The following is a 25,877-nucleotide window of genomic DNA, read 5'->3' on the forward strand; positions in this document are numbered from 1 at the left end:
GAAAATTCTCGTCTGAGGTGGTACGTAAGCGTTCGAGAAAAGCGAAGGGGGATGCGCCATGCGGAGATGGCGTCTGATGGCGATGGCGGCAGGCGGTTTGCTTTTGGCAGGCGTCGTTGGGTATTCGTGGAGCCGTCGCGGAGCGATTCTGGTCGCAGACGCTGCAAGATGGGAAGGAGGCGGATTTTCTAACCGGTCTGCATGTAGCGCAAGGAAAGGGGAGCGCTGGCGGGAAGGTGCTGCTCACCAGCTTCAAGGGGCGGACGTGGCTGATCGATCGGACGAGCGGTCAAGTGCAGGCAAGCGCGGGCGCCGCCTATCCGGCCTTCGGCGATCCAGGCAGCTCGCCGGTGCGCGAGCTGCTCTTCCCGTCGCCGGATCTCGGCCGCATGGTGTATCAGCCGAAGTCGGGTCGGGAGTTCCAGGTGCTTGATCCGGCTGGCGGCAAGACGATAGGCTCTTTCGGATTCGGCGAAGCGACGGCGCTCATGGACCCGGGAATTAGCTGGAATGCCGAGAGCACGCGATTCTATCAGGAATTCGGCGACGCGAGCCGAGCCTTCGCGGCGAGTTCGGACACCGGGCTGAATCTATACGCGCAGAGCGTCCGGTTCTACAACCGGAACGGCAAGCCGGAGCGAACGTTCACGCTGCGGGGGCCGACGGACGCGCGCATGAACGTGTACGGCTGGGCGTCCGAACACGAGGTGTGGCTGGAGACATTCCGCGTCTCAACGCCGAAGCCGGATGACCAGCCGAAGAAGCGGAATATCGCATATAAGCGGTACGATATCCAGACAGGCGTATTGACCGACTACCGAACTGTCGGCTCGCCGGAGGACTTGAAGCAGCCGGAGATCGTGCAGCCGTATGACCAGCTCGCCGCCTTTATTCGTGGAACGATCCTACTCGCCGACAATAAGAGCCGTACGATCTGGCCGGCGCCGAATCCGGCGTCCGCCATCGAGACGGAGCAGGGACTCTACCTGCATGTGCCGTCCGACGTGGGGGACGCGCTCTATCGATGGACGAAGGAGAAGCCGGATTGGCGATGGCTGGACGGACGAACGGTCGTGAGTAACCAAAGCGGTGAGATTGGCCCGGCATGGCGATTCGATGCGCCTATCGTCCATCAGGATCGCTGGCTGGTCTACGTCGAGCCCGATCCGGTCGGCGACGATCGGATGAAGGCGGGCAGCGATCGAACGATTCGCTACGCGAAGCTCGCGGAGCGGATCAAGCAGACGGCAGGCGGATTGCCGATCCTGCCACCTTCCATCTCGGACGCGCCGGAGCAGCACGAATGGTGGAAGATGGATGGCTACTACAAGCCGGCCGAGAAGGCAACCGGCGCGCGCGTGCAGGGGAAGTCGCGATATGGAACGATCCGGCTGAAGCCGCTGGCGGGCGAGCTTGAATACGGCCGGCAGTATTACGGAGACTATGCGGTTAGCTTCCAAGCCAAGACGGGCGCCGTCAGCGAGCTGCCCGCCATTCAAGGACTCCGGCTCGAACAAGAGTCCGGCGTATCGCGTATGGAACGCATCGAATTCGATGGCTGGGACCTGCTGCTGTTTCGCCCGCAGCAATACCGCTTCAGCAAGGAGTTGGGTCCCCATTATCCGCGGTACTTGCGCGCCTATGCGGTGACACGCGAAGGTGAAGCGTTCCCGCTCGTCTTCCGGTATGCGGACAGCGCAAGGGGCGTGGGCGAGCGCAGCCTGGCGGAGCTGCCGCTGGACGACAATCAGCCCGTGCGGCTTCAAGGCGATGCGATCGTGATGACGGCGGGCAAGGATCGGCTTGAGCTGACGCTGCAGCCGAATTTGGCCGGGCGCGAGCTCGTCGTGACGGGCGCTACCGACCGGAAGCGCGAGAGCGAGCAGCTGCGCCAGCTTGCGGAGCGGTATACCGAGCTGATCGAGCAGGCTCTCGGGCTGGACGAATACGTGGATTTGCCGGGAGGACGGACGGAAGCGAATAAACTGCTCGCGCTATTCTCCGAGGAGGCGTGGACCAATCCGGGCTTTCAGCGGATGAAGGGCGATTTCGACGAGCAGCGCGCCAGCGGTCATCCCTCCCGCTCCTTCTCCTGGCCGCCGATCGATATCCGATCCGTCTCGCCGGATACCGTGCGCTTCACGATGACGCTCAATCTATTCTACGCGATCGGGCACGCCGCCCACTTGGAGGTCGCGCTGAAGTTGGAAGACGGCGTCTGGAAGATCCATGTTCTCGGAACGCTGGCGACGGAGAAGGGCGAAGGGGTGCCGGGTTACGATGGTTTAGTGATCGAAGATCCATTGCGCTTGGAATAGCGGAAGGGACTTCCTCAATAACGTAGAAGAAAGTGCGCGGCGTTTATTCGGTCCCGAATGGAATCGAAAAACGCCGCGTTTTTTGGCGCTCGAAGGGGGATGCGGACGAGGAATGTCGACCCGTCTGCTCTTGTATTCCGAAGGCTTTCAAAGCCGCGATTTCCCTGAAAAATAACGATTTACAAGCGAAGCCGCACTCGCTATCTTTAGTTATGTAAGGGCTTCCAATTGATTGGCATAAGCAGTCGCATCGCGGGAGCGCGCATCAGGGATGAAGAATCGAACGATGAGGAGAGGACTGTCGATGAGCAAGCGAATCGTGCACAGCCTGAACTATATGGCGGATTTTCACTGCATCGGCCCGGCCTGCGAAGATACGTGCTGCGCCGGCTGGCGGATCGATATCGACCGCGCGACTTACGGGCGCTACGAGCAGCTTCTTCATCCCGAGCTTGACGGGCTCGGCGGTCAAATCGAACCCAATCCGGATTCCGACCGGGACGAGAATTTCGGCCGGATGGTCATGCAAGCGGATCAGCGCTGTCCGCAGCTGCGTTCGGACAATCTATGCCGCATTCAAGCCGCGGTCGGCGAAGGCTATCTGTCCGACGTTTGCTCGGCTTTCCCGCGTATCACGAATAAGGTGGAAGGACAACTCGAGCGTTCGGCCTCCCTCTCCTGCCCGGCGGCGGCGCGTCTCATTTTGCTGAACGAGCAGGGCATTCGGTTCGTCGTTATGGAGGAAGAGGCGGAGCAGCGGCATATACTAGCCCGGCAATGGCCGCCCGCCGATCGCCCGAGCGGCGATCCGTACTGGAAGCAGGTGCGCGCCCTGTTGATCGACATCCTGCAGACGCGGACGCTTCGCATCGAGGACCGGCTGCTGAAGGGGGCCGAGCTGCTTCACGCGGTACAGACATGGGACAAATCCGAGGAACCGGATACGATCTCCGCAAGACTTACCGCGATCGCCGGGGAGCTGGCGCAGGGAACGATTCCGTCTCGCGATGGTGCTGCTCGACCTTCTTTGCCCGAACGGATTCGGCTGCTTCGCAAGTTGTTGGAGGCGCGCATGGTCATGGGCATTCCGAATCGGCGGTATGTCCAATGTCTGACGGAAGTTTTCGGCGGGCTCGCGTATACGAGCAGCGAATTGACCGACGACAGCCTAACCCGGTACATGAACGGCTATGACCGCTATTATGCGCCGTTCATGCGGGAGCATGGCTATTTACTGGAGAATTATGCGGTGAACGGCTGTTACCAGCTGCTGCTGCCGCATTTGCATAAGCGCGATCCGCTGATCGGCTGGCTGCATTTGACGGCCCAATTCGCGCTGGTCGAATTCCAACTGGTCGGCATGGCGGCCCGGCTCGAAGCGCGCTTCGGCTTGGACGACGTCGTCCGGCTGATCCAGTCGTTCTCAAAGACGATGGAGCACGCGCCGCTGTATCAGAAGCGGATGATCGGGATGCTGAAGGAGACCGGCGTTCCGCCGCTTGCGCTCATCGAGCAGCTGGTTGCGCCGACCGGGCTGGAGAGACCGACAGCCGACGAGTCCGAGCCGCCGCTTATGGCGATGTAGGCAGACGAGGCGTGCTTGGGACGATAAAAGCTAGAGAGGCACCCGAGCCGGGTGCCTTTCGACTTTACGAGGGGAGCGCCCTGTTAAGTCTGCAACAGTTTCTAGCTGATGGATTATCCAAATTGTGGTAAAGTAGTGTTCTCGAGGAAAGGTTGAACTGACCAGGAGATGAGGTGTAGATAATGCGAGATGAAAAGTCGGATAATGAGCCCCAAATCGAATATGCGCACATGCAGTCCATATTGAGAGAAGTCGTAACCTCGCATTCTTTGCAGCTGCTAACATGGACGATTGTCCCGCTTGGAGAAGAGAAAGAGGAGAGCTCGGTCTTTCGAATCTCCTGTTGCTATGCGGAACAAGAGGGGGAGCGCCGTTGCGCCACCGTGATTTTGAAAATTTTGCAACCGGATGCCAAGCGAGATCGAGTCGATCATTATTATTATTGGAAACGCGAGGCGCTGGTTTACGGTTCGGGCATGCTCCGCCAGCTCCCGACGGATATGGCGGCTCCGCAATGCTATGCCGTGGAAGAGAAGGAGGACGGGACGGTCTGGATCTGGCTTGAAGATGTCGACCTCGAACCGTTGCGGAGCGATTGGGATTTTGAGCAGATGAGCGAGATCGCCTTTTTGCTGGGGAAATTCAATGGCTATTACTTAGATGCGACGCGCCTCCCGACCGATCATCCATATGTATGCCGACATTGGATTCGATCGTGGGTATCGGTCTGTGCCGCTTATGCCAAGCCGATCGACGAGCAGAGAGCGGCGTGGGATCGCCATTTCCAGAGGGAAGCCGTCGTGTGGGAACGTTATGTTAGGCAAAGAACCCGCGTACAACGGCTAGTAGATACCGTAGAAGCGCTGCCCCGCGTATTTGCGCACCAAGACGTGCATGGTGACAATATATTTCTCGTTCAACGGCACGGTCGGTCTTCCCTGCTCGCAATCGACTGGCAGTTTGCAAGTATCTCGGGGGTGGGTGAAGAGCTCGGCAGAATGTTCGGCTATGCCTTGCTGAAGAAGCGAATCCCGATCGAACAGGCGATGGAGTATCGGCAGTCGCTCATTGCGGAATACCTGCGGGGACTTCAAGCGACGGGATGGACGGGAGATTGCCGGCTAGCCCGCTTTGGTTTTATGGCCACGGCAGCCCTTCGGTTCATCCTGGTTGTCGATAAGCTGCTCAAGCAGGCAGAGGGGGGTTCCATGAAGGAAGGCGAGGAATGCCGTCATTTATGGCAAGTTGCGGAGACATTGCTGGATATGGCGGATGAAGCTTGGGCTGTTCGAGATGAAATCATTAGACCTTTGCATGTATCCACGAGTTGAAGTGAGGAGGAGGCCGACGATATCAAATTCAACGTATATGTTCTCATTCTTGCCGCTAGTCTAACGGTTGCGGGCTGCTCGAATAAAACGAGCGTTCCGGACATGAGCATCCTCAGTAGTTCCTTCTCGGTCGGCGCTGTCTCTTCAGAACAAACGGATTGGCTTTCACAAAAACTGACCTACTCAATCGTGATACAAAATCCGGAACGAATCGGCATGGTAGACGACGCGGATGTGATCCTATCGACGATCATCAAAGATAAAGTAGAGCGTCTCTCCAGCGAACGTATTCAAGATGACGATAAAGGGACGATCACGATTTCCGGTGAAGTCATTTTCGATGCAAGGGGAATGACCAAAGAGGAAATCTCGCAATTCAACCTTCTTAAGGGCGTCCAATTCATGGGTGATGATAATCGGGAGTATCTGCTTCCTGTCCTTCGTTGATAAAATAGGAAAAGGCATCGCCACGGTAAATGATGAGTTGGTTTGCGAAGCGGAGATCATGTTCGCCTTTCATTCCATTCAGAGACAATAGAAAGCGGGAACAAACGATGAGCATAACGTTACAACGCGTGAATAGCGCAGCAGACATAGCCGAGCTTGCTCGATTGGCAGCGGACATTTGGCGCGAATATTACATCGCCATCATTACGATGGAACAGATCGACTACATGATCGGCCAATTCCAATCGGTAGTCGCCATTACGGATCAGATCGAGCGTCAGGGCTACGAATATTATGCGATGCAGGACGACGGCGCCATGGTCGGCTATCTATCGGTCAGACAAGAAGAGACGGGCAAGCTCTTTCTGAGCAAATTTTACGTAGGCAAAGCGTGCCGGGGACGCGGCTATGCCAGTCAAGCGATGGCGTTCCTCGAGCTGCTGTGCCAAGCGCGCAACCTCAGCCATATCTGGCTGACGGTCAATCGGCATAACGAATCCAGTATTGCGGTTTACGAGCGCAAAGGCTTTCGAATCGTACGGGAACAGGCGGTAGATATCGGCGGCGGATTCGTGATGGATGATTATGTGATGGAGAAAGAAATCACGTCCAGCGAATCGAACAGCATGCGGGAGCGGCTGGATCAGGCGATTCGGCTGCGCGAAGAGGGACGAGCCAAGCAGGACCAGGCGATGTTGGCGGAAGTCCGGGCGCTTCTGTTGGCACTGGCGGCCGCTTATCCGGACGTCGCGGAGATTCATTACCAGACCGGCGTGGCGCATGACAATTCGGGCATGGGCCGAGCGGCGATTCCGTATTACCTGCGCGCCCTCGAATTAGGGCTGACGGGAGCGGATCTCGAGCGATGCTTGCTTGGTCTCGGAAGCACTTACCGTTCACTGGGGCATTATGAAGAAGCGGTGGCCACGCTGCGCCGGGGGACGAACGAGTTCCCCGCCAATCGAGCGATCCAGGTGCTTCTGTCGATGGCGCTCTATAATACCGGACAGCACAAGGAAGCCATGGAGCTTGCGCTGACGAACTTGATGGACACCACCTCGGACGAGAAGCTGCTTTACTTCAAACGCGGCTTAGCGTATTATGCGCAGCATCTAGATGAAACGTGGTAACCAACGACGAGGCGGGCTAGCTTGCCTGCAATGAAAAGCAACGAATCCGTCGCCCCGCATGGGAGCGGCGGATTTTTTTATTACTTAGGAAATCAAGAAATTATGCAACCATACAAGGCGCAACGTCACGAACGAAGCTCGAACGAAAGCTTTGTCCAAAGGACAATCGCGAGCACATCCCGAAAGGACACATCGAAGACGGCCGCGTGCCGAGTTATGCTTATTAGCAGAGTCCAGAGGTGAACGTTTTTCGGAGAAAAACGACTTCGGAAGCATATGCTTAAACCTTCTGGTTCCCCTCGACGGGGGACAATGCTGTCAGGTTAAGGAAAAACGTACGGAGAAGCCAGCGGCGGCCAGCGGTTAACAGGCTTCAACACGCTTATGTCTGAGATGGACTTAAAACTCGCTGAAGCTTTGTCCGCAAGGACAAAAGCGTGCCACACTCAAGCCTTCCCGCCGACCGCGAACAAGTGCATCAGCACGAAATAGGGAGTCCTGAGCGTTTTCAAAGGAAAACGCACTTCGGAAGCATACGCTTGGGCAAAGTCCTTTGGTTCCCCTCAGCGGAGGGGGAAGGGGGAGGGAGCAAAAGTCGGGTCAAAGGGGCAGAGCCCCTTTAACCTGACAGCATTGCGGCGGAGGGGGAAGGAGGAGCGAGTCTGGTTACGAACCCAACGACCGTTCGGCATGCTGCTTGACGCGATCCACGAAAGCCTGCAATTCCTGCATAAACAACTTCGCGGCTTGCCCCATGAATTTGTCCGTGCGATAGAGAATGCAGATTTCTTGGCTCGGCGTAGGATGAAGCAGCTTCACGGCCGAGATATGCGGATGGTCCATATAATCGAGCAGCAGCCGAGGGAGGATAGACGCGCCAACGCCTTGTTCGACGAGGGACAGCAGCGTCGACAAGGTAGAGGTGACGATCGGATTGTCGATCGCGATGCCTTTGGCGTCGCAGCACGACTGAATGACCTTCGTCATCTGGTGCTCGGGACCGAACATGACCAACTTCAACTCCCGCAGCTGCTCGAACGGCATCGTGTTGGACTTGGCAAGCTGGTGATCTGATCGTATGGCCAGCGCGAACTCCTCATGGAACAACGGAATGACCGCCACGCGTTCATCCGGCTTGGACGGCACGGTCGTCACGCCAAGATCTCTCGCGCCGCTCAGCACCTGTTCATACACCTCCATCGTCTCCGTCACGCTGATCGACAGCTTCGGATACGCGCGGTGAAAATCGATCAGCAGCGCGTCGAACAGCAGATCGCCGTCCCCCGGCAAAATCCCGATATCCAACCGGCCGCCTTCCATTCGCTTCAGATCCGAGATCGCTCGCTTGGCATAGTCCACCCGTTCAAAAATATGCCGGCTTTGCTCGAGCAGAATGCTGCCGGCCTCGGTCAGCGCGATCCGCTTGCCGATGCGATCGAAGAGCGGGAGTCCCAGCTCGTTCTCGAGAAATTTGATTTGCTGACTCAGGTTCGACTGCGTGGTGCATAGCTGTTCGGCTGCCCTGGAGAAATGCATCTCCCGGCATACGGCGGCGAAATATTCAAGCTGTCGAAGCTCCATAGCCCCCGGCCTCCTTTCCATAATCGATCTCTTTCCGCCATTATAACGGCTATCCCCCGGTACCGACAGTTTCTACCGGATCATTACTGAAACCGATCGATTGCATCGGAATCCCGCGATGGTTGCGCGCGGCCCGCGGAGGTATGCTTGAGGTGTCAAGAGAAAACCAAAGCAGGAGGAGATTTCGCATGACGCAATCGATTATCCACACAGGGAAGGTACTTCGTCAGATCGTCATCGGCCGGCTTCAAAACGTATCCGAGTCGCAAATGGACATCCAGCCGGAAGGTTTCTCCAATACGGTTCGCTGGCATGTCGGCCACATGGCGTATTGGTGGGACAAATACGCTTCGCTCGGCTTCGGCTGGTCGTCCGCCATTCCAGCCGGATACGGGACATTCTTCGATTCCGGCACGAAACCTTCGGATTGGACGGCGCCGCCTCCGACGAAGGAAGAGCTGATGGGGCTGCTGGCCGCGCAGCTATCCCGCTTGTCAGAAGCGACGCCCGGCTTGCTCGAGCAGAGGCTGACAGCGCCCTATGAGATGGGGCCGTTCCGCTTCGAGACGTCCGGCGAATTGATGAATTTCGCCTTCATGCACGAAGCAATTCATCTCGGCGTCCTATCCAGCCAGCTGAAGCTCATCCGATGAACGAAGGATGCGATGGCCTGACGAAACTCAATCGGGAGGCGATAAAAGATGATGCAATCGAGAATTGGTACCGTGTTTCAAGCATTCAAGCAGGCGTTCGAAACCGGGAATACCGTGGATTTTGCGGCGATGGTGACGGAGGACTTTCATTTTAACGTACCGCTTCCGCTGGAAGGATGGAATCAGGAGCAGCGCGGTATAGTCCGGTTCGAGGAGTTGATCCGCTTCGAGCGAGCCGTCCTGCAGGTGGAGCTGACGTCGCTTATCGAACTTGCGAACGAAGACTATGGGATGGTGGTATTTCGCGCGGAAGGGACGTTGAACGGCAGGCCTTACAGCAATGAGCTGGCGGTCGTCTTCGAGTATGAGGGAGATCGAATTCGCGCTTTCCGGGAATATGTAGGCATGCCATTGCGAAACTACGATGCTCCGTAATGAGCAGCCAAGCAGGCGATGGGCGAGAGGAATGAGGCGCGGTCGGCGGAAACGCAGATTGCGTCTTTTTTTTGGGGTTGATCTGCAAAAAAGATAGAAATACGGTCCGGCAACTTGATAAAATTGGAAGTAAGCAGGAGACGGAGCATGTCAGGACCGTCCCGGGAAGCAGGGAGCAGGAAGGGGAGAGAGGCGGGTGGAAACAAATCCACGGATTCACGTCGCGATGGAACAGTCGATTCGGTATTTGGCGTCTGCTTCGCCATGGGAAGCCGCGCGAGCGGAAGACAGCCGTCGCAAATGGGACGGAGCTTGGTGGCATATGGCCGCGCTCTATGAAATGGGAGAAGCGAGACGCATTCCGGCATCCGCGATCGCCAAAGCCGCGCAGCTGCTGGACACGCAAGTTTGGCAGACCTTTGTCATAACCGAAGATGACCAGCCGACAAGCGAGGCGGATAAGCGGAAGATGGATTGCTGTCACTGCGAGCTGGCCGTGTATTATATGATTCTCGCGGCGTCCGGCTGTGATGTGGATCATGAACTGCCTTGGATTCGCCAGTGGCTGTTAACCCACCGACTGCCCGACGGCGGACTGAACTGCGATCCGAAGGCGTATACGGGCTCGCGCAAAAGCTCGATCATCTCCACGCTGCCTCCGCTGGAGGCGATCCTGCGGCATACCGACCGCGCGTTCACGGAGCGGGAAGCGAACTTCTTGGACGAAGGCGCGCGTTATCTCATCGAGCATCGTCTCTTATGCGCCAAACAGGACGGAAGCGTCATCGATCCGGAATGGCTGAAGCCTTGCTTTCCGAGGTTTTTCGAATACGATATTTTGCGCGGCATGTCCTTCTTGGCGGAATGGTCCCGTCGGAGGAACCAAGAGCTGCCGGCCGGCGTGCTTGCCGAAGGATTGGAGCGACTGAATGCCTACGTCGATGCGGACGGGGTACGCATCGGCAGACAAGTGTTCGACCCGCGGGGCCCTTGGGGAGGGCATGTCTTTCCCTTGTTGGAAGCCGTGTCCGGCATCGGCGACGTTTCGCCTTATTTAACGAGACAGTTGCATGATGTGACCGCGCGAATGAGCTTGTGGAGATAGAGACGAGAGGATGATCGGAGATGCTGCATGATCTGAAAAGCCCGGCCCATATGACCCCTATCGTAGGCATGCTGTATGCCGCAGTAAGAGAGAACTACGCGCGGTTGCGATCGATCACGGAAGCGATGTCGCAAGACGAAGTCGATTACCGGGGACGCGAGAACAGCATGAATAGCACGGCGCAATTAATCCGGCATTTGGCGATAGTCGACCTGAATTGGGTGTTTCGCATCAAGGGACAGCCGCTTCCGACGCCCCTGCAGCAGCTGTATGGCCCCATGATCGATGAACAGCGTCGGATTCCAATGGTTCAAGACGTGCCATTGAGAACGCTAATGTCCCAATACGAAGATGTACTGAATATGCTCGATGAGGCGTGCGCACAGCTGACGGATGCGGATCTCGCTCGGATCGTGACGTTCGGACACGACAATGAAAAGCAGGCGACCCTGCGCTGGGGCTTGTGGCACATTGCCGACCATAGCCGTTACCATCAAGCGCAAATCAATCTGCTGCGGAAGTGGTTTTGCGAACACTAATAAGGGATCGTCGGAGGGCGCTATGAATAAATTATTTGCCGCTTTGATGGCTGTGATTACGCTTGTAGGAATCGCTATAGTCGCGATGTTGGCTCCGTTCATTCCGAATGCGGATGGAGGCGGTTGGCTTAGCCGGATTCCTGTTACGGTGTATATTTGCCTGATCGCCTCGATTCTGATATGCGCGTGGGATTCTCGTCCGAGGATGAGCGGCTGAAATAATCGTGGCTATGGGAAACTAGTGAACTAGGAAGAGGTATCCGGATTGAAATATATCGAGGCAGGCATCGGGAACACCTGGATCGTGCGAACGGAGACGGAACTTGAAGACGGGGCGGAAATCGAGCAGAAAGGCGTCATTATGCCGATTATCTATCATTCCGCTTACGCGAGGATTTGGATCGGCAAGACGGTGTTCATTGCGGATACCAAAGAAGGGTTCAAAAAAACGAGGAAGTCCAGACGAGCGTTTAAGTGCGTAGTGGGCATAGCTAGTTATAGGAGCGAAGCGGAGAGAGAACGTCGGGATTGAACAGTAGGTTATCATGTATGGAAAGAAGAGGAGAGAAGCGTAATGAAGAAGCAGATTGGCGTTCTCTTGCTATTCGCTCTCATAACGGCTTCCGTAGTAGGGTATGTCATCCTGAAACCAAAGCCGATACATATGACTTTCCATGGCATAAAGTATAGACTCGGCGCCGAACAGGTTGAACTGGCCGATCCGGTTGCGATTCGGGTGGATGGTCGGCTGAAGACGAGTCTACTAGGGCAGAAGCAATTCGCCGGGACGATTCGCATCGATGGCGTTCAGCTACCCGTACCGGAGGATCAGCAGATGCTCGATATTCAATTTAAAGAGAATGGCGTTGGGATTATGAAGTATGAGTACCTTGAGAATAAAGGAGAGCGCAACGAAAGGCAGCATTCGTTTGCTTTTGGCTCCATTGACATGAATGAAGATTTCAGCGCGTTCTCGATTGCCGTGGCGGAACAGAAGGGCTCGACGGCGAGTTGGAATTACGAGGACGGAATCATGATCAGCGCCCCGGCGAGTTCGAGATCCGAGGCGTCGCAACTGACGGAGAGGCTACGTGGAACAGAAGATTAAGCGGGCTTTTTCGTCGCGAGGGCAGGAGTAATCACTCCACTCCATACTATTTCCACGCGGCCATTAATTCGAAGAATACGCTCGTTCGACCTTGCAAATCTTGACGTTGTAATTGTGGTACCAGTCCTGCTTGCCTTTCTCCTGCGCAGTTTGGTGCAAGGGATTCTCCTTCCAATTGCGAATGGCCTCCAGGCTATCCCAATAGGAAATCGTAATTCCGGAACCGGCGGCATCTCGTACGCTCTCTACGCCTAAGAATCCGGGCTGTTCGGCGGCAAGTTGTTCCATCCGGTCGGCCATGCGACCATAGCCGTTATCCCCCTCCGTGCGCTGACTCGAAAAAATAACGGCATAATACGATTCATTCGCTTCAACGGTCATCCCCATCATGCTCCTTAAAAATGTTTTGTATAAGGTAGACTATACTCGTAGTGTGAAGATAAATAAAATGAATGTTAATCATGTTTTGCATGAAGATCGATCATGAGATTCTGAATCAAGAGATTGCCGCCATCAAAGGGATCGAGAGCGGAACCGTGAAGATCGGGACGTTCTCCAGCGTCTCGATTCAATGGCTGGCTCCAGTAACGGGGCATGTATCGGAAGCTTCGAGCGAAGAAGGGATGTAAAGAAGTGAGTGCGTTAAACTTTGTTCTGGTTTTTATTCTATGTCTCATCGTAACATACATCTTGGCAGCATTAGGACCAATCGGTTATTTCATCGGCATCGCGATTTTCTTCACGCTGCTTATAAATGTAGTGGTGCTGTTGCGAAACATATACAAGAACATGCAGGCTGAATATGAGAAGTTTCCCCAAGCAACGCGAGTAAACGAAGAATGATTATGTGATCATAACGGGCGACTTCGGCTTGATCTGGAAACTCGATAAGGGATGAGATCCGATCGAGTAAACGGATAAGGTAGTTCGGCCTTTCCATTTTTACCGACAACTAGTAAACTATTCCGCTCTCCCGGCCGATATCCATAAAGGAAGAATGATGGAATTTGGGAGCGGAGTGAAATGATGGTTCGTTGGAAGAACGCGATAGCGGCACTGTTATTGATCGGCAGCATGGGAACTCAGTTTGGGCAGTTGCATCAAGCCGCGGCACAAGAAGCGACCGAGTCGTAAGCAGCAGGCGGCCCCCCAACAACAAGTGATCGCTATGCAGTTGAACGGAGAGACAATAGACGCGTCGGAAGTACCCGTGGTCTTGGGTGCGGGCAATCGGCTGCATGTGCCGATTTCGTTATTCAACCATAATCAGATTCAAGCCCAGTACAACTATTACGTGTATAAGGGAGAAGCCCAGATTGGGGTATACAACGACCTCGCGGGCATCGATATGATCCTTGGCCAAAGCATCTACTTTTATTATTCTTGGGACGACGAGGGGAAACAGGTCGATTTGCAGAATGTTGTCCCTTACTTGGATCATAACCAAATCATGGTGCCATTGCGGTTCGTCGCGGAGATTCTAGGCATTCACGTCAAGTGGGAGGCGAGCTCCAGTACGGTATCATTGGTTACCGATGTCGAATTCAAGAGCGAACTGCTGCCGGCTGACGAATGGGACGCATGGATGGCGGAAGCGCCGCTGCCGGCGGATGATCCGGACGGAGAACCGATTAGGGCAGAGGAGATCGACGCTTATATCGCGCAGAATGACCTCTCCATCGTGGATTACACCATCGTTTCCAAGTACGCGGCTGTAGCGCTGGATGTCTCGAAAGAAAAAGCGGCTATGTATCGGATACAGCGGCAGAAGAACGGCGGCATCACCCAAGCGGATTCTTATATTTCGCACGAACAAGACGAAGAGGGGCTATCGGTCAGCGGCCTTGGCGATTACATCGGCGTCGGTATCCATGAAGCGGCGACCGAGCACGCGATTGAATCGGTTCTTGTCATTTACTTCGGGCGAGAAGGCAAGATCGGCTCGACCGAATATGAGACTGAAGGTCGTAAAGGCTTCCTCATCCCTTGGCACAAAGATGCCACCTCGGCGATTGTCAATTTTTACGGCAAAGATGGCTTTATACATGACATTCAGATCTACTGACTAGAGTAACTGCCTTTTTTGTAAAGGAGATAATAGGCTTTGAACATGATAAAACAGCTAACGCAGCGGTTTGTATATATGCCTGCAGACGGTGCGGTCGACCGCCCCATTCTCGGCGCGATCCTAGGCGAGGAGCGGACGCTCTTTTTGGACGGCGGCAACTCGCTGCGTCATGCGGCAGAGTTCCGAGAAGCGGTGGGGGAGGCATACCCTGCCCGGCCTTCGATAACGGCGTTAACGCACTGGCACTGGGATCACAGTTTTGGCGCTGCTTACGACGCAGCGTCCCCGCTCGTCGCAACGGAATTGACGTACCAAGCACTTCAGCGGCTGGTCGGCTTAGAATGGTCGGACGAAGCGCTTGACGAACGCGTCAGGCAAGGCGAGGAGATCGCGTTCTGTGCGGACTATATGAAGAAGGAATATGATGGAAGAGAACGCGATATCCAGGTTGCGCTGCCGGATATGACGTTTACCGACAGATTAACGCTTCATCTAGGCGCGGTATCCTGTCAAATCGAACATATTGGCGGCGTTCATGCAGTGGATTCGTGTATCCTATATGTCCCCGAGGAACAGATCCTGTTTCTTGGCGATGTCCTCGGACCGGCCATTTACGATGGACCTCGGTATTATGCGGCGCGGGATTTCCTTCGGATCGTCGAGAGTATTAGACAATATCCGGCCGCATGGTACATCGAGTCCCATCATCGGCCCGTGACGGCAGATGAATTCTGGCAGGATCTCGACGAGTACTGCACGCTGGCAGAGCTTGTGGTTGAGTTCGGTGCGAATAAGCCAGCGATCGAGCGCGAATGGGCCGAGCGAATCGGCCGGGGACTGGCAGACGGGGATCGAGCAGCTATCGATCAATTTCTGCTCGGCGAGCAGCGCCTATGCACCACCGGGGGAGCGGTCGAATGAGCGAATTTAGTCAAAGCTATCATTTACGGGGCAGCACAGAAAAAGCAATTGAACTAATTACGCGCGCAAGTGAACGAGGTTAGGTTCTCGACGATGACCATCGGTGGACGACATTCGCGGTCTATTCCGCGACGACGGATGTTAATTATATCGAGACGGAATTCGCCGACGACGCGGAATTCGAGACGTTCTTGACGCAGATTCGGAGCCGATCGATTCACCCAAGCGATCTTGAAGCGCGCGCATCAAACCGGATCCTCACGCTCTCGACGTGCGAATACGCGCTGGATGCGGAGGATGGACGGTTCGTCGTGCACGGGATTTTGCGCCCGTTAATTTGATGATTCCGAGCGGGTTTCCGGTCAAAGTATGCCTGCATCCAATAAATTGCTATAATACGTTATGTCAAAATAACGAAACAGAGAGGCTCTTTAACCATGATTATCAAACCTAGAACACGCGGTTTCATTTGCACGACCGCCCATCCGGCAGGATGCGCGCGCCAAGTCGAGGAACAGATCACGTATATCAAAGGAAAACCGGCCATCGACGGCCCGAAGAACGTGCTGGTCATCGGCGCTTCCACGGGCTACGGCTTGTCCGCCCGGATCGCGGCGGCTTTCGGCGCGGGCGCGAACACGATCGGCGTCTACCGTCCGAGCGCGGGCAGCGAGAAGCGCACGGCTTCGGCCGGCTGGTACAACTCCGCCGCGTTCGAAGAGGCGGCTAGCCGAGAAGGCCTGAAGTCCTTCAGCGTCGCCGGCGATGCTTTCTCCGACGAGACGAAGGATGATGTGATCGAGGCAATCCGTCAAGAACTGGGTCAAGTGGATCTGGTCGTCTACAGCGTCGCTTCCGCGCGTCGCGTCGACCCGGAGACCGGCGAGGCCGTCAACTCCGTGCTCAAGCCGATCGGCCAGTCTTACACGAACAAGACGGTCAACTTCCATAACGGCGAGGTCACGAACATCACGATCGACCCTGCCACGGAAGAGGAGATTCGTCATACGGTCACCGTCATGGGCGGCGACGATTGGGAACAGTGGATGAACCGGCTGCAGGCGGCCGGCGTGCTGGCGGAAGGCGTCCAAACGGTCGCATTCTCTTACATCGGCTCGGACATTACGCAAGCGATCTACCGTCAGGGCTCTATCGGCCGGGCGAAGGACGATCTGGAAGCGACCGCCGGCCGTCTGACCGACAAGCTGAGCGGCATTCACGGGAAAGCCTATGTGACCGTGAGCAAGGCGCTGGTTACGCAGTCCAGTTCCGCCATTCCGGTGGTGCCGCTGTACATCTCCGCGCTTTACAAAGTAATGAAGGAAAAAGGGCTGCATGAAGGCACGATCGAGCAAATGTACCGGTTGTTCGCCGATCGTCTCTACAACGGCGCCGCGCCGGAGGTTGACGAGATCGGACGCATTCGCATCGATGATTGGGAGCTTCGCGAAGACGTGCAGGCCGAAGTCAAGCAGATTTGGGAACAGGTGTCGACCGATAATATTCACGACATTTCCGATCTCGACGGCTACCGCCGCGAGTTTTTCCAACTGTTCGGCTTCGAGACCGAAGGCGTCGATTACGAGGCCGACGTGAATCCGGACGTTCAAGTGCACAATCTGCGTTAAATTTCGCATGACATGAAGAGGCGTGCCGAAGTCGCTAAGCCGACTTTGGCACGCCTCTTTGCTTTGTCCTAGGGCAGGAACAACTTCTGAATGAATCGGGCGTACATGGCGGCCGCCTCTTGTCGGGTCATGATGGTGTCCGGCTTGAAATCCACGGCGCCGCCGGCGTCCGTCTTAATCTCGGGGCCGTACATGCCTTTGGCCGCGATAAAGTGCAGGCCTTCCTTCGCCCAGGCCGCCGGCTGCGAACTAAGCTTGGCTTCAAGGGGAGTCAGGCCAAGTTCATGGTTGGCCACGCGCCATAGGAACGCGGCCGCTTCCTGGCGGGTAACCGCGCGGTCGGGCTCGAACAGCTGCTTATTCGTTCCCGTTAGCCCGCCGAGTTCCGCAGCCGTCTGAATCCAGCTTGCGAGCGGATGCCCTTGCACATCCCGGAACGCGACAGGATCGGGGGACGGCCGCTGACCGGAGAATCGCGCCAGGATGCTGACGAACTCCGCCCGCGTCATTGGCTCTTCGGGGCGGAACGCGAGCGCTCCTTCATCGTCGAACGCTTGCATGGAACGCAGGAATTGTATGTCCGCGGCATAAGGACTCGTCTCGCTCACATCGGCGTACGGAGCGGCCTTCTCTACTTTCTCGTACATGCTGTCCAGGGATGAATGATAGAGGTAAGCTACGTTACCTTCGGCATCCTTCTTGAAGGCGGCCGGATCTCCGTTCTCGTCCTCGAATAGCAGCGGCCCGATCGCGCGCAGCTTGCGGGTGCCGCCTGAATCGCTCACCTGCAGTTCCCCGTTAATGGCGCTGACTTTGGTCGCAAGGATAGGCGCGCGCAAGCTGCGGTAGATGCCTTCGAACGCGGCGAGTTGGTCGGCCGGGAGCGCAATGTCCGGCTGCGGCTGCTTTTGGTCCGGATAGAAATGATCCATGAACGCGTCGAAAAACTGCTGTCTGATCCCGATGCTGGCGTCGCTGTTGGCGACGATCATGCCGCCGACGTTCTGCTCCGGCAGCAGCCACAGCCAGGAGTGGTAGCCTGCAAGGTCGCCGCCTTTTCCGATGACGTATTGCCCGTTATGGCTGCTGTGGAAGAACGATTCGAAGCCGTAAGCCATCATCGGCACGCCTGGCGCGAGTTCGTACTGCTGCTTGTGCATGAGCTTGGCGGTGTCTTCCTTCAAGATGCGCGTGCCGCCGAATTGGCCGTCATTCAGATGCGCTTTAATAAAATTGGCCATATCGACGCCCGTCGCGAACATCCCGCCGCCTGGCGAGATCGTCGGGATCAGCGGGTACGGCTCAAGCGGTTTCATGTCGGCTTGATAGCCGATGGCGAGATTGGCGAAGTTCTGTTCATCCACCCGGAACGTCGCATGCTTCATTTGCAGCGGCTCGAACAGCTGCTGTTCCATGTAATCCTCGAAAGGCTGCTTGGCCGCATTTTGTATGATATGGCCTAGCATGGTGTAACCAAGATTGTCGTAACGGTAAGCCTCGCCCGGCTTGCGGACGACGGAAGGCTCATTGGCGCTCAGCATCTCTTCGATCGTAACTTCGGTCCCTTGATGACCCGGAGGAATCCGGTACACGTCGGTATAATCGAAACCTGCGGTATGCGTGAGCAGATGCTCGGTGGTGACGGCCGTTCCCGTCGAGTTCGATATCCGGATGCCGGGCAAATAGGTCGAGACGTCCTTGGTTAGATCGATCTTGCCTTGCTCCGCCAACTGCATGACGGCCGTGGCGGTGACGACTTTGGAGATGGAGGCGATGCGGAATAGCGTCTGGTTCGGGTCGATCTTCTTCTTGGCCGTTACGTCCGCGTAGCCATAGCCTTGATTGATCAACACGTCGTTGCCCTTCACGATGACGACCAGCGCGCCGGCAAGGTTGGCTTGAACCTCGGGCTTGGCGAAATACGCGTCCGCGAAAGCTTTCGCTTCTTGCGCGGTGATGGCAGTAGCCGGATGGGCTGAAGCCGAGGCGGCTGCTGCCAACGGCGACGAGTGCGGTTGGGCATAGGCGCCGGCGGGAATGGCCAGCAGGGCAACCGCAACGAGGGACGACATGACGGCTTGCGTCCGCTTCTTGTTTCGTGTGCTGGATTTCATCTCTTCGCTCCTTGCGAATTTGGAAGTGTTTGCCACATTATCGTAAAGGAATGGCCGCTGCGGCTGAACCGCCCCCGGGCGGAAAATGAAGCCGTTCCCCGGACGGAGCCGGCATGGGTCTGCAGACGCGCGGGATAGGCGGCAGCTCGCGCGTGGTTATTTGATGGATATCACACGGAAGGTTCAGGAAACAATTGGAATATGGTAGAGTTAACCTAGACCTAGGGCAATACCGCGAACGATATATCGCATGATCGCAATGTTATGGATGTGAGCGAAGAGAGAAAGCGGAGGAGATGGCAAATGACGCACACGTTGACGAATGCGCGCACGTTCTTGCTAACGCATGCGCGATTGTTGGAACGCCGATTGTTCGAGGTTCGATTCGAGGGAGGCCAGCCGGCTTCCGTCGGCAATGCCGTACGAGCCTATCAGAATGCGGACGGCGGACTGGGGCATGCGCTCGAGCCCGATATTCGCGCTCCGGAGAGTCAGCCGCTGTTCACGTCTTTCGGCCTCGGGGCGATGGAGGAAGCGGGCTGCAGAGACGCGGCATTTGCTTTATCGGTCTGCGACTACTTGCAGTCCGTGTCCGATGAGAACGGTCTCGTGCCCTTATTCTCCGAGTCGGCCTTGCAAGCGCCGGTAGCGAATCATTGGAAGCACGTTACGCCAACTCCCGGTCTTAATCCGACCGCGGATCTATGCGGTTCGCTTCACGATCAGGGCATTGAACATGAATGGCTTGCGCGCGCGACGGAGACCTGTTTCCGCTTGATTATGGAGGAGCCGCCGCTTGAAGCGCACACGCTGTTGTGCGCGACGAAGCTGGCGGCGTACATACCCGATCAAGAGCGCTCGGCGAACCTGATGGATACGATTTCGATCGCGCTTCCGCGAGCCCGCTTCTTCAAGGCGGACGCCCTGAGCGATGCGTACGGCCTCACGCCGCTCCACTTCGCGCGTCAGCCGGATTCCGTCTGCAGCCCGTTGTTCACGCAAAGCCAAATCGACCGTCATCTTGAGGTTCTGTTGCGCGAGCAATTGCCGGACGGCGGATGGCCGATCGGTTGGGAAGCGCCCGGACCTGCTGCCGAATTGGAATGGCGCGGCGTCGCGACGCTCGAGGCGATCTCCCGATTGTCCGCGTACGGCGTCATCTAGGTAGGACTAGCGCGAGTCGATATGGCGAGCCATGCAAGAACAAAAGCTGACGGCGCGCGCCGTCAGCTTTTCGTCGAATCGTCAACTCTCCAGAATGTCTGCGATTTCAAGATCCGAGGTGAGTCTAAAGCTTCTCAGCTGCTGCTTGATCTCCTCATCCATATAGATATTAAGGCTCGCCATCCATCTCGATAACCCGTTAGGCTAGGCAGGGGCGCGTAGCTTCCTGCGATTCATACGAGAGGAGCTTTCGCAATGGAAACCCAAAAAAGCGCGGAGATCCACATAAGTCGGTTAGGACTCCAGGATGTGGGCCGCGTTCAATCGTTCATGACGGACGTCATCTCCCGGCTTCCTTCCCCCGACCTGTTCGCCATGGGCGACGAAGCCTATCTTCTTGAGCACATGGAGGAGCTTGGCGAGATTTACGGCGCTTTTATGAAGGGGGCGCTGGTGGCGTATACGGTACTGGCCTTCCCCGGGCTGGACGAAAGAAACCTGGCGCGCGAGTTCGGCGTCCCGGAGGAGGAGCTGTCTCGCGTGGCGGTGCTGGAAGCCACGGTCGTCCACGAGACGGCGCGCGGGCACGGCCTGCAGCGGCGGTTCCATGACCTGCGCGAGCGGAGGGCTCGGGAACGGGGTTGCCTGTATCTGTATTCCACTGTCCATCCAGACAACCTGCCGAGCATTCGGAATTTGGAGGCGGCGGGATTAAGTCTGCGGTTTACGCGTCCGATGTACGGCGGGAAGATGCGGCATTGTTATGCGAAGCGACTGTGAGGGAATGACGCATATGCGAGTTTAGCGCGAATGTAACCGTTACTGAGGGCGGCTGGTCGAGCACCGGCTGTCCTTTGCTCGTTTCATAGTGCGGGTCGAGCAGACTTGGCATGCGGCTTTACCGTATCTTCCTTCGCATTGAGCGAATTGGAATCGGTTGTAGTTGCTATGTTGCATAATTATTTTGTATCTGTTTTTATACAGATATGTCGTAAATTCAATATTTTTATAGTTAATTTTTAATTTGTTATATATAAAACAAACATCTGTACTACATAATTGAAATGGAAGGATGAGGGAAAAATGAAACGATAAGGCGGTGCGGCTCATGCTCATGAACATGAAGGAAGCGATTCGACAGGCGCTTGGCGTAGCGCTCGCTGCGCAGGACGAGGTGCTCGTCTTCGGCGAGGATGTCGGCGGAGTAGGCGGCGTATTTCGGGTAACGGAAGGGCTGCAGCAGCGTTTTGGAGAGGACCGGGTGTTCGATACGCCTTTGGCGGAATCCGCGATTTGCGGCGTGGCGGTCGGTCTATGCACGCAGGGGTTCCGTCCGGTCGTGGAGATTCAGTTTATCGGGTTCATCTATGAAGCGATGGACCAAATGCTCGTGCAAGGGCCTAGGCTCCGGTATCGCTCCGGCGGTCGCTATCAGGCGCCGCTGACCGTGCGCGTTCCTTACGGCGGCGGGGTGAAGGGGGCGGAGATGCACAATGATTCGCTGGAGGGTCTTCTGCTGCAGACGCCGGGTCTCAAGGTCGTGGCTCCTTCCAATCCGTATGATGCGAAGGGACTGCTGCTCTCCGCGATTCGAGATAACGATCCGGTCGTGTTCCTCGAGCATCTCAAGCTGTACCACCTCTTCCGGGAAGAGGTGCCGGAAGAAGACTACGCGATCCCCATCGGCAAAGCCAAGGTGGTAAAGGAAGGCGCTCATATTACGCTGGTCACTTACGGTGCCATGGTACTGCCTTCGATGCGCGCGGCGGAGGAGCTGGAGGCGAAGCGAGACGTTACGGTAGAGGTGATTGACCTGCGAACTTTGGCGCCACTGGACATCGAGCTCATCGTCGCCTCGGTGACCAAGACGAATCGGGCCGTTGTCGTGCAGGAAGCCCAGCGCACCTCGGGCATAGCCGCGGAACTGATCGCCCAGATCAACGAACGGGCCATCTTGAGCCTCGAAGCGCCCGTCATGCGGATCGCCCCGCCGGACACCGTCTATGGAGCATGCGGAAGCCTTATACGCCTGCGCCGCTTCACCGTTAATATGGGAGAACCTCCCGGCGAACGTCCGAACTTTCGAAGACATGCTCGCCTTTATACGCGCTGCGATCGCGGGGTGGGAACGCGGAGAGGAATTTCCCTATGCGGTCTTCGATAAGTCGTTGAACCGCATGGTAGGCATGACCCGGTATTTGCGAATTTCGGACAGCCATAAGAATTTGAATATCGGCTGGACGTGGTACGGCCCGGACGTGCGGCGGACCGTGGTGAATACGGAGTGTAAATTTTTGATGCCCCAATACGCTTTCGAGACGTGGGGAGCGGTGCGAGCGGAGCTCATTACGACGACCGCGCATACCCGTTCACAAAACGCGATCGAGCGTCTTGGCGCCCAAAGAGAAGACATCCTGCGGAAGAAGTACAATGGGCGGGACTATGTCGTTTACAGCATCATTGACGAAGACTGGGCAGGTGTGAAGGCGAGACTGGCGGCGCTTTTATGAGGCGAATCCAGTTAGGCTAGCGAAGCTCGCGTATCCACCCAGCGGCGGGCGGATTGGAAAACATGCGTTGTGGACAAGAAATCTCAATTTGTGTGAAGATGAAGTAAGCGTTGATATATATTGGCGTCCATACTCGCGCAGAGAGGAAGTCATCGGAAGAGATGATGCCCTTGTTCAAGAAGCACGATCCGAATGTTTCATTCTGGAAGTGGTTTAGCAAAAAGGAAAAGGAATATTACTTGAATTTTGAAACGCATAACGAGCAATATATGGCTGAAATAAGCGAGAAACTAAAGGGGATCGATCCCAATCTCACCTTTGAAATCGGAACGATAAAGGGGGGGGAGAAACGGGAATTCATTGTGTCCGCCGATGGGCTCGCGGATTCATTCGAGGCTGTCGAGAATCTCTGGGAGGCAGCGCCTTCTTTGCTAAACTGGACAATTATTAAATTCAGACCCCGCATGAACTCCGATGATATCAAAATAAGCATGGGGAATGTCGATCTGTCCTATGAGGACGTCTACTTCATTCCTGAACATCGCGGACACTACGTGGACTTAGAGGTTTACATCCAAGATTATCGCGCCGACGATAATCATTATAGTTTCGCGTATTTCATTCTCTTGGATTCCTTAATTGGCGAATTCGATGCCGTGACGAAAATCGGCGACACCCGTATAAACCCGCTTTCTGAGGAAGTAAGGGGTAGGGCGAAGAAGTTCGTAGAGTTGACGGCTGTCATCGACGAACTCCACAGTTGAATCATAACCATTCAGATTCGAACCAAAAGACGACCCATCATATCGATCGGTCGTCTTTTTGATGTTGTTGTCGATGCCACTCAAGCGTCGAGTCGGGTCTGAAGCGAATGTCGCGAAAGCGCCCCCGTAGCCAAGGCATCTCTAGAGAATCCCTTCGCCAGCAGCCAGACAGCCAGAATCATTTCGTTCGCGGCGACCGGCGCGGCCAGGATGCCGCCCAACGTCGAGATCTGCTCGATGACGCCGAACATGACGAGCAAGGCGCAGACAAACACCGACGCGGCGCCTATCATGCCCAGAGTAGAGATAAACCGCGGCACGAGCTTCGTCCGAAAGAAAATGTAGCTATACATCATCGTGTTGATGCCGAGCAGGAAGAGGGGGCCGAGCATGAACGTCCAATCGTGGATGGCGATGAGCAGCGTGCCCGAAGGTTCGAATGCGGCGGCGTCCGAGGCGCCCGAGGCGACGTATGCCCGGCTTAAGGTTAACAGCGACAGCACGCTGACGATGCCTATCGTAATGACGATCGCCTCCAGGAAGCGGAAGCAGACATGCCAGAGCGCGATTGTCTCGTTATATCGGCGCAGGATCGGAAACATCGTCGTGGCCGTCCCGATCGCGGAGACGACGAGGAGCAGCTCCATGACCGCGCCGAGTATGATCTGGTTGCCGTTCGCGGCGCCCGTGCTTAGATAATCGGCGCTTTTCAGAATCGGATCATACAACAGCAGACCGGCCACGGCCGTAACGGCCGCCACGATAAATAAGACGCCTGTAATTCTGGCTGAGATTTGATTTGCGCGCATAAACGTATCCCCTTCTTTTCCTCAAAGTGTACTACGCCTTCGTGTCTTCCCCATAAAAGAACACCTCTTCGAGCGGCAGGTCGAAGGCCATCGCGATGCGAAAGGCCAACTCCAGCGACGGGGAATAATTGCCCTTCTCCAGCGCCACGATCGTCTGTCTCGTGACGCCTACCTTGTCAGCCAATTGCTGTTGGGTCATTTCGTCCTGATTGAACCGTAATTTGCGGATGTGATTGCCGACAAGATGTTTGCCCATGCTAGACTCCTTTCCGGTAGTGGTACAGCCGCGTCAGGGCGCCGGTCACCTCGGAGACGAACCCCGCGCCGATCAGGATGATGAACATGACCGCGAGCGGTTGTTCGACGACGAGCGAGCCCATGGCCAGCAGAAAGCCGAGGATGAACGCGAAGAACGAATTGCGGAACGCCTTCAGGTCGATCAGCTTATCCAGTTCGTCCGCGAAGTTCGGCTCCTTCTCCCGGGTCGTGACGCGATAGACGATGTTGAAAATAATGCTGATGACGATGTGCGCGATGACGGAGAACAACGCCAGCATGAGGACGAACGTGCCCCAGTAGCGGAACGTGTCCGCCGACGCCAGACCCTCTTCCGGATAGCGCGGTACCATGTACAAGCAGTACGAGGCGAAGATGAGTACGGCACTGAATAGCGATACGATGCTTTTCTTCTCTTGGTAGGTCACAAGCTGCGCCTCCTGTCGCTAAGTTTTTACATGTAGTATGTTTCTCTATACAAAATGTAATATAAACTATACACGAAGTCAAGTGGATATTACATAGGGCTTGTCTAGTACGCGATATGCCTCTGCCGTCGATGGAAGCTGAAACCTTTCGCGGTCCATGATCGTCGATAGTACCAAGAAGACCGCGGGCATCAAGATGCACCGGGCGAAAGGAGAGACGATGGACATGAAAAGATCGAAGATTTCGGTTGCCGCGCTAGCAGCCAAGGCGATATTGATGACGGCGATCGTTCTTGCGGCGAGCGGGTGCGCGAATACGGCGCAAGGCGGGGGCGACGCGAACTCGAACCAGGCGCAGGGCGAAGGAACGGCGATACCGGACGACGGTGGTCAAAATGGGGTGGACGGATCGACCGATGCAGGCGAGGGTGACGGGAATGAGCCGGCAACCTCCGAACAACCGGGCGAAGCGAATCCGGATTCGGAAGTCGACCAGCCGGAAAGCGGCGCCGGCACCGGCGGCGAAGAAAAGCCGACGACGGACGAGGGCGCGCCGGGGAAGGCGTACGTGGCGGAGAACGAGGCTTTTCGCATCCTAAGTCCCGAGATGGACGCTCAAGTAGGGCGCGCGTTCAAGGTGAAAGGGCAGGCGCGCGTATTCGAGGCCGCCTTCAGCTACACGTTCGAGGACGGGCACGAAGTGCTGGCTGAAGGGCATGTGATGGCGAGCCAAGGGGCGCCGGAGTGGGGGGACTTTGAATTCGAGGTGCAGATGAACGAGGGAATCAATCCGACGAGCCCGACGGGGACGCTGATCATCTATGAAGAGAGCGCCAAGGATGGCAGCCCGGTTCACCAGCTGACGATGACGGTCCGATTCGATCCGTCGCTGCTGCCGGCAGCGGAGTAGGGAGCGGCGATAGCGACCTGTGCGTCGCTATTGCGCTCGAGGTTGCATGGGAG

At 56.1% G+C, this 25,877-nt stretch carries 25 protein-coding genes and 2 pseudogenes; 21 read left to right on the forward strand and 6 right to left on the reverse strand.

The window, feature by feature from the left end:
* Positions 1-116: 116 nt before the first annotated feature.
* The 5 genes from BCM02_RS14270 to BCM02_RS35975 all read left to right on the forward strand — a co-directional run bounded on the left by BCM02_RS14270 (position 117) and on the right by BCM02_RS35975 (position 6,811).
* A complete protein-coding gene (locus BCM02_RS14270; RefSeq protein WP_148929788.1) occupies positions 117-2,318 on the forward strand; it encodes a hypothetical protein in 2,202 nt (733 codons plus the stop codon).
* A 304-nt stretch (positions 2,319-2,622) separates the two neighbouring features.
* Complete coding sequence (gene fliB, locus BCM02_RS14275; RefSeq protein WP_148929789.1) at positions 2,623-3,903, forward strand: flagellin lysine-N-methylase; 1,281 nt, start codon at positions 2,623-2,625, stop codon at positions 3,901-3,903.
* Positions 3,904-4,133: 230 nt separating this feature from the next.
* Positions 4,134-5,234 carry a phosphotransferase gene (locus BCM02_RS14280; RefSeq protein ID WP_246183399.1) on the forward strand — a complete coding sequence of 367 codons (1,101 nt, stop codon included), beginning with the start codon at positions 4,134-4,136 and terminating at the stop codon, positions 5,232-5,234.
* 102 nt (positions 5,235-5,336) lie between these two features.
* Positions 5,337-5,681: a hypothetical protein gene (locus BCM02_RS14285; protein ID WP_148929791.1), complete on the forward strand. Its 345-nt coding sequence runs from the start codon at positions 5,337-5,339 to the stop codon at positions 5,679-5,681.
* Positions 5,682-5,788: 107 nt separating this feature from the next.
* Positions 5,789-6,811, forward strand: coding sequence for a tetratricopeptide repeat protein (locus tag BCM02_RS35975; protein WP_246183373.1), 1,023 nt, complete (start codon positions 5,789-5,791; stop codon positions 6,809-6,811).
* 666 nt (positions 6,812-7,477) lie between these two features.
* Here BCM02_RS35975 and BCM02_RS14300 read toward each other — a convergent pair.
* Positions 7,478-8,392: a LysR family transcriptional regulator gene (locus BCM02_RS14300; protein WP_148929792.1), complete on the reverse strand. Its 915-nt coding sequence runs from the start codon at positions 8,390-8,392 to the stop codon at positions 7,478-7,480.
* Positions 8,393-8,580: 188 nt separating this feature from the next.
* Between BCM02_RS14300 and BCM02_RS14305 the strand changes: the two genes are divergently transcribed.
* From BCM02_RS14305 to BCM02_RS14330, 6 genes are all read left to right on the forward strand, one after another.
* Positions 8,581-9,045 (forward strand): DinB family protein, encoded by a 465-nt coding sequence (locus tag BCM02_RS14305; RefSeq protein ID WP_148929793.1) that lies wholly within the window; start codon positions 8,581-8,583, stop codon positions 9,043-9,045.
* 48 nt (positions 9,046-9,093) lie between these two features.
* On the forward strand, positions 9,094-9,480 hold the full coding sequence (locus tag BCM02_RS14310) for a nuclear transport factor 2 family protein (RefSeq protein WP_425466178.1): 387 nt from the start codon (positions 9,094-9,096) through the stop codon (positions 9,478-9,480).
* 196 nt (positions 9,481-9,676) lie between these two features.
* Positions 9,677-10,585 (forward strand): hypothetical protein, encoded by a 909-nt coding sequence (locus tag BCM02_RS14315; RefSeq protein WP_148929794.1) that lies wholly within the window; start codon positions 9,677-9,679, stop codon positions 10,583-10,585.
* A 20-nt stretch (positions 10,586-10,605) separates the two neighbouring features.
* Positions 10,606-11,124, forward strand: a complete 519-nt coding sequence (locus tag BCM02_RS14320) for a DinB family protein (protein ID WP_148929795.1) — start codon at positions 10,606-10,608, stop codon at positions 11,122-11,124.
* Positions 11,125-11,389: 265 nt separating this feature from the next.
* A complete protein-coding gene (locus BCM02_RS14325; RefSeq protein ID WP_148929796.1) occupies positions 11,390-11,656 on the forward strand; it encodes a DUF3977 family protein in 267 nt (88 codons plus the stop codon).
* A 42-nt stretch (positions 11,657-11,698) separates the two neighbouring features.
* Entirely contained in the window at positions 11,699-12,232 is a 534-nt protein-coding gene (locus BCM02_RS14330; RefSeq protein ID WP_148929797.1) for a hypothetical protein, read from the forward strand.
* Between the two features lie 63 nt (positions 12,233-12,295).
* Here BCM02_RS14330 and BCM02_RS14335 read toward each other — a convergent pair whose 3' ends face one another.
* The gene (locus BCM02_RS14335; RefSeq protein ID WP_148929798.1) at positions 12,296-12,622 is read right to left on the reverse strand and encodes an antibiotic biosynthesis monooxygenase family protein; all 327 of its coding nucleotides are present in this window, start codon (positions 12,620-12,622) and stop codon (positions 12,296-12,298) included.
* Positions 12,623-12,714: 92 nt separating this feature from the next.
* Between BCM02_RS14335 and BCM02_RS14340 the strand changes: the two are divergent.
* From BCM02_RS14340 to fabV, 4 genes and pseudogenes are all read left to right on the forward strand, one after another.
* Positions 12,715-12,837 (forward strand): annotated as a pseudogene (locus BCM02_RS14340) (LysR family transcriptional regulator); the annotation flags it as partial.
* Positions 12,838-13,400: 563 nt separating this feature from the next.
* On the forward strand, positions 13,401-14,297 hold the full coding sequence (locus tag BCM02_RS14345; protein ID WP_246183400.1) for a stalk domain-containing protein: 897 nt from the start codon (positions 13,401-13,403) through the stop codon (positions 14,295-14,297).
* A gap of 45 nt (positions 14,298-14,342) precedes the next feature.
* Positions 14,343-15,221 carry an MBL fold metallo-hydrolase gene (locus tag BCM02_RS14350; RefSeq protein ID WP_246183401.1) on the forward strand — a complete coding sequence of 293 codons (879 nt, stop codon included), beginning with the start codon at positions 14,343-14,345 and terminating at the stop codon, positions 15,219-15,221.
* 437 nt (positions 15,222-15,658) lie between these two features.
* Positions 15,659-16,849 (forward strand): enoyl-ACP reductase FabV, encoded by a 1,191-nt coding sequence (fabV, locus tag BCM02_RS14360; RefSeq protein WP_148929801.1) that lies wholly within the window; start codon positions 15,659-15,661, stop codon positions 16,847-16,849.
* A gap of 68 nt (positions 16,850-16,917) precedes the next feature.
* On the opposite strand, the gene BCM02_RS14365 is transcribed toward fabV, so the two are convergent.
* Positions 16,918-18,963, reverse strand: a complete 2,046-nt coding sequence (locus BCM02_RS14365; RefSeq protein ID WP_148929802.1) for a serine hydrolase domain-containing protein — start codon at positions 18,961-18,963, stop codon at positions 16,918-16,920.
* 303 nt (positions 18,964-19,266) lie between these two features.
* Between BCM02_RS14365 and BCM02_RS14370 the strand changes: the two genes are divergently transcribed.
* The 5 genes and pseudogenes from BCM02_RS14370 (at position 19,267) to BCM02_RS14390 (ending at position 23,401) form a co-directional block, all read left to right on the forward strand.
* A complete protein-coding gene (locus tag BCM02_RS14370; protein WP_148929803.1) occupies positions 19,267-20,127 on the forward strand; it encodes a hypothetical protein in 861 nt (286 codons plus the stop codon).
* A gap of 255 nt (positions 20,128-20,382) precedes the next feature.
* Entirely contained in the window at positions 20,383-20,907 is a 525-nt protein-coding gene (locus BCM02_RS14375) for a GNAT family N-acetyltransferase (protein ID WP_148929804.1), read from the forward strand.
* A gap of 328 nt (positions 20,908-21,235) precedes the next feature.
* Positions 21,236-22,132, forward strand: a pseudogene (locus tag BCM02_RS14380) (alpha-ketoacid dehydrogenase subunit beta); the annotation flags it as partial.
* A complete protein-coding gene (locus tag BCM02_RS14385) occupies positions 22,131-22,637 on the forward strand; it encodes a GNAT family N-acetyltransferase (protein WP_246183375.1) in 507 nt (168 codons plus the stop codon). The pseudogene BCM02_RS14380 and the gene BCM02_RS14385, both read left to right, overlap by 2 nt.
* A gap of 170 nt (positions 22,638-22,807) precedes the next feature.
* The gene (locus tag BCM02_RS14390; RefSeq protein WP_148929807.1) at positions 22,808-23,401 is read left to right on the forward strand and encodes a hypothetical protein; all 594 of its coding nucleotides are present in this window, start codon (positions 22,808-22,810) and stop codon (positions 23,399-23,401) included.
* A gap of 80 nt (positions 23,402-23,481) precedes the next feature.
* On the opposite strand, the gene BCM02_RS14395 is transcribed toward BCM02_RS14390, so the two are convergent.
* The 3 genes from BCM02_RS14395 to BCM02_RS14405 are packed head-to-tail and all read right to left on the reverse strand — an operon-like array spanning position 23,482 to position 24,914.
* Entirely contained in the window at positions 23,482-24,210 is a 729-nt protein-coding gene (locus tag BCM02_RS14395; RefSeq protein WP_148929808.1) for a DUF4386 domain-containing protein, read from the reverse strand.
* A 31-nt stretch (positions 24,211-24,241) separates the two neighbouring features.
* The gene (locus BCM02_RS14400) at positions 24,242-24,466 is read right to left on the reverse strand and encodes a helix-turn-helix transcriptional regulator (RefSeq protein WP_148929809.1); all 225 of its coding nucleotides are present in this window, start codon (positions 24,464-24,466) and stop codon (positions 24,242-24,244) included.
* 1 nt (position 24,467) lies between these two features.
* Positions 24,468-24,914, reverse strand: coding sequence for a hypothetical protein (locus BCM02_RS14405; protein WP_148929810.1), 447 nt, complete (start codon positions 24,912-24,914; stop codon positions 24,468-24,470).
* Positions 24,915-25,140: 226 nt separating this feature from the next.
* Between BCM02_RS14405 and BCM02_RS14410 the strand changes: the two genes are divergently transcribed.
* The gene (locus BCM02_RS14410; RefSeq protein WP_187434218.1) at positions 25,141-25,824 is read left to right on the forward strand and encodes a Gmad2 immunoglobulin-like domain-containing protein; all 684 of its coding nucleotides are present in this window, start codon (positions 25,141-25,143) and stop codon (positions 25,822-25,824) included.
* Positions 25,825-25,877 lie beyond the last annotated feature (53 nt).

Source organism: Paenibacillus methanolicus, assembly GCF_008124765.1.
GTDB lineage: Bacteria > Bacillota > Bacilli > Paenibacillales > Paenibacillaceae > Paenibacillus_Z > Paenibacillus_Z methanolicus.